This is a genomic window from Micrococcus sp. 116, from assembly GCF_902506395.1.
Classification (GTDB): Bacteria; Actinomycetota; Actinomycetes; order Actinomycetales; family Micrococcaceae; genus Micrococcus; species Micrococcus luteus.
Map to the genome: position 1 here is coordinate 1 of NZ_LR732380.1, position 3457 is coordinate 3457.

The window sequence follows — 3457 nt, forward strand, 5'->3', positions numbered from 1 at the left end:
TCAAGCAGAAGACGGCATACGAGATGCTCAGGAGTCTCGTGGGCTCGGAGATGTGGTATAAGAGACAGCGCTAGCGGCAGTTCCCAGCGAATGCCCAGGTCACGGGCGTCATCCACGCACCGGCCGCAGTGGCGGTCCCGTGAGGCGATGATGGTGCCCATGGCCGCCCACTCCTTCGCCCTCGTGCCCTCCTCCTACGTCCTCTTGCTGCGGGGACGGGAGGTGCTGCTGCAGCGCCGGCATCACACCGGGTACATGGACGGGTTCTGGGTGGCGGGCGCCGCCGGGCACGTGGAGCCGGGGGAGGCGGCCCGGCAGGGGGCGGTCCGGGAGACGGCGGAGGAGCTCGGCGTCGAGATCGAGCCTGCTGCCCTCGAGCTGCTGACCGTCATGCAGCGCACGGACGGCACGGACACCCCGCGCGAGCAGCGCGTGGACTGGTTCTGGGCCTGCCGGTCCTGGGCGGGTGAGCCGCGGATCTGCGAGCCCGGCAAGGCCTCCCACCTGGAGTGGTTCCCCCTGGATTCGTTGCCGAGCCCGATTCCGGACTACGAGCGGCTCGTGCTGGAGGGCCTGCGCGACGGCGACCTCACCCCGGACACGGCGGTCGGGTTCGGGGGCTGAGGGGCATAGGGGCTCGCCGTCCACCGCCCGGTCAGTCCCGCACCGCCTCCACCACCATGAGCGGGTGCTCGGCGGGGTCGAAGGCCGTGCGGTGCCAGTCTCCGGAGAGCCGTTCCACCCGCAGCCCCGCTGCGGCCAGGTCCGCGCGCACCTGCTCCGCGGAGCGGAACTGCAGGTGCTGGTCCACCTCGGACACCTCCCCGGAGTCGAGGAACTCGGTGCGCACGCGCATCGTCACCACCCCGTGCCGGTCCGGGGCGGAGGTGCGCTCCGACTCGAGGACCCGCCCGGCCGGCATCGTGCGCTCCGTGGGGTCCTGCTGCCAGCCCTCCCACGCGCGCCGGACGGGGTTGCGCGTCTCGAAGACCAGGCGGCCGCCGGGCACGAGCCCCGCACCGATGCGCCGCAGCGACGCGTGCCAGTCGTCGTCGACCAGGTGCATGGCCACGTTGCCGCTCATCACCACCAGGTCGGCGGAGTCCGGCGCGATCAGCCCCGCATCCCCGTGTCGCCACTCGACGCCGTCCCCGCCCGGGCGCGCGCGGGCCGCCGCGAGCATGGCCTCGGCCGGGTCGATCCCGACAACGTCCCGCCCCGGGCCCGCGAGCGTCACCGTCAGGATGCCGGTGCCGCAGCCGAGGTCGACGATGCGGGTGCTGGCCCGCGCGGCCGAGACCTCGTCCGCGACCCGGCGGAAGAACGCGTGGTCCTCGCCCGCGGGGTTGTCCACGTCGTAGATCGCGGCGAGGCGGGCGTCGTCGTAGGTGCGCCGGTTGGCCTCGGCGCGGGAGGGGGCGTCGGTCATGCGCGCAGTCTGTCACCCGGGGCGGGCGCCCCCTGCCGCAGGGCCTGCCCCGCCACGATCAGCAGCATCGCCGCGCCGGCCGCCGCGGCCCCGGCCGGTCCCGCGGCGGGCACGCGGAGCATCGCCGCCAGGGCGCCGACCAGGCCCACGACCAGCATCGACCCGCCGATCCACCGGAACACCGGCGCGCCGAACGCGCGCGCGAACGGCAGGAAGTGCGCGCCCACCACGGCCGCCACCAGGGCGATCTGCGCCGTCGGCGCGTCTGCGGCCCGGGCCACCAGACGGGTCACCGGGAACAGCAGCAGCATCACGACGACGGCGGCCCCGTACACCCGCAGCGCCCCGGGCGCCGGGGGCGGCAGGGCGGGCAGGGTCCGGCGGCGGAGCAGGACCGCCGCGAGGGCGAAGACGGCGAGGGCGACCGCCGCACTGCGGAGCATGCTCTGAGCGTCGCCGGGCAACCCGGCGATCCCGGCGAGCAGGAAGGCCATGCCGCCGACCACCCCGATCAGCCCGCCGAAGACCACCGGATGACCCGCCCGGCTGATCCCGCGGACGCGCTGGCCGTCCACGATCTGCCTGTGAGCGTTGCCTGTGTGCACCTGTGTCATCGTTTCCCTCCTGCTGTGTGCGACCGGGGCCATCGTGTCACGGCCGTTAGCCTCCTCCCATGCCCTCCGCCTCGATCGACCACGTGCGGCAGGCCCGCCGCGTCCTGTTCCACGGGGTCACGGGGGCCGGGAAGTCCACCGCGGCCGTGCGGCTCGGCGCTGTGCTCGGCCTGCCGGTCACCCTCGTGGACGAGGAGTTCGGCTGGCTGCCGGGCTGGGTCCCGCGGCCGGAGGCCGAGCAGACCGCCCTGGCGGACTCGGTCACGGCGGGGGAGGCCTGGGTGCTGGACTCCGCCTACGGCTTCTACCGGCCGATGGTCATGAAGCGGACCGACGTCGTCATCGCCCTGGATTACTCGCGGGCCCGGACCTTCACGCGCCTGGTGCGGCGCACGATCCGCCGGGTGGTGGGGCAGGGGGAGATGTGCAACGGCAACCGCGAGTCCTGGCGTCGGGTGCTCGGGGAGGAGTCGATCCTGCGCTGGCACGCCGCCACGTTCGACCGCAAGCGGGCATGGGCCCGGGAGCGGGAGGCCGCGGCGGAGGGGGCGCCGGTGCTGCGCCTGAGCACGCCGCGGCAGTGGGAGTGGGTGCTGGCCCGGCTGGAGGGCAGGCGGCAGGCTCCCTGAAGCACGCTGCTCCTCCGGACCTCACGTCGTGCTCAGGACCGCGTCCTCAGGACACGGTCCTGAGCAGAAGGGGAGGTCCTGCGGCCGCCTCGCCCTTCGTCCCGCGCTCTGACAGGGTGGGGCCATGGACGGGATGGAGCGGGAGAAGGTCTGGCACGTGCGGATCGCCGTCGCGGCGGCGCTCGTGGGATGCGCCGGCGTCGTGTCCGGACTGCGGCACGAGCTGGGGCTGGGATGGGCGGTCGGGCTGCTGACGGCGTGCATCCTGGGCGTGGCCCTCGCCCTGCGCGACGTGCACCACCGGGTGGACCAGGAGGAGGCGGGGCGTCAGGTGTTCTACGCCGGCCGGGGGAGTACGGCGTGGTTCGCGGTGGTGATGGTGGGGGTCGCGATCGTGCCGGGCATGGTGATCCCCCTGCTCGCGGACGGGGCCGCCACGGCGCTGGGTGTGGGACTCTTCGCCGCCGTGCTGACCGCGGCGGCACACGGCGTGCTCGCGGCCACCACCACCGGGGAGCCGCAGCCCGAGCCGGTCCCGGTGCCGTTGCGCCGCGAGGACGGCTGAGAATCCGCTGCGGAAGTGACCCTTCTGAGGGCGGTGGCGGTCGCCAGAAGGGTCAGTTCCGCAGTGGATTCGGCGACGCCGGAGCACTCAGGAGCACGTCGGGCGCCGGGCGTCGGACGCTCCCGTGGCACCATCGGCTCATGCCCGAGCGCCCCGCCCCCACGCCGCCCGCCGATCCGGGCGACCGCCTCGTCCAGCAGCGCCCCGGCCCTGGCTCGTA

The 3457-nt window shown here is 74.5% G+C and carries 5 protein-coding genes; 3 read left to right on the forward strand and 2 right to left on the reverse strand.

Going from position 1 to position 3457, the window contains the following annotated elements; genetic code table 11:
- The first annotated feature begins 159 nt into the window (after positions 1–159).
- A complete protein-coding gene (locus CITRIK5_RS11920) occupies positions 160–624 on the forward strand; it encodes an NUDIX domain-containing protein (protein WP_010080015.1) in 465 nt (154 codons plus the stop codon).
- A 31-nt stretch (positions 625–655) separates the two neighbouring features.
- Here CITRIK5_RS11920 and CITRIK5_RS11925 read toward each other — a convergent pair whose 3' ends face one another.
- Both CITRIK5_RS11925 and CITRIK5_RS11930 read right to left on the reverse strand, forming a co-directional pair.
- Complete coding sequence (locus CITRIK5_RS11925; protein ID WP_010080016.1) at positions 656–1429, reverse strand: bifunctional 2-polyprenyl-6-hydroxyphenol methylase/3-demethylubiquinol 3-O-methyltransferase UbiG; 774 nt, start codon at positions 1427–1429, stop codon at positions 656–658.
- Positions 1426–2043 carry a hypothetical protein gene (locus CITRIK5_RS11930; RefSeq protein ID WP_119217718.1) on the reverse strand — a complete coding sequence of 206 codons (618 nt, stop codon included), beginning with the start codon at positions 2041–2043 and terminating at the stop codon, positions 1426–1428. Before CITRIK5_RS11930 ends, CITRIK5_RS11925 begins: the two co-directional genes overlap by 4 nt.
- A gap of 59 nt (positions 2044–2102) precedes the next feature.
- Between CITRIK5_RS11930 and CITRIK5_RS11935 the strand changes: the two genes are divergently transcribed.
- The gene (locus CITRIK5_RS11935) at positions 2103–2672 is read left to right on the forward strand and encodes an adenylate kinase (protein WP_049145716.1); all 570 of its coding nucleotides are present in this window, start codon (positions 2103–2105) and stop codon (positions 2670–2672) included.
- A gap of 124 nt (positions 2673–2796) precedes the next feature.
- Positions 2797–3237 carry a hypothetical protein gene (locus CITRIK5_RS11940; RefSeq protein ID WP_119217719.1) on the forward strand — a complete coding sequence of 147 codons (441 nt, stop codon included), beginning with the start codon at positions 2797–2799 and terminating at the stop codon, positions 3235–3237.
- The last annotated feature ends 220 nt before the right edge of the window (positions 3238–3457 follow it).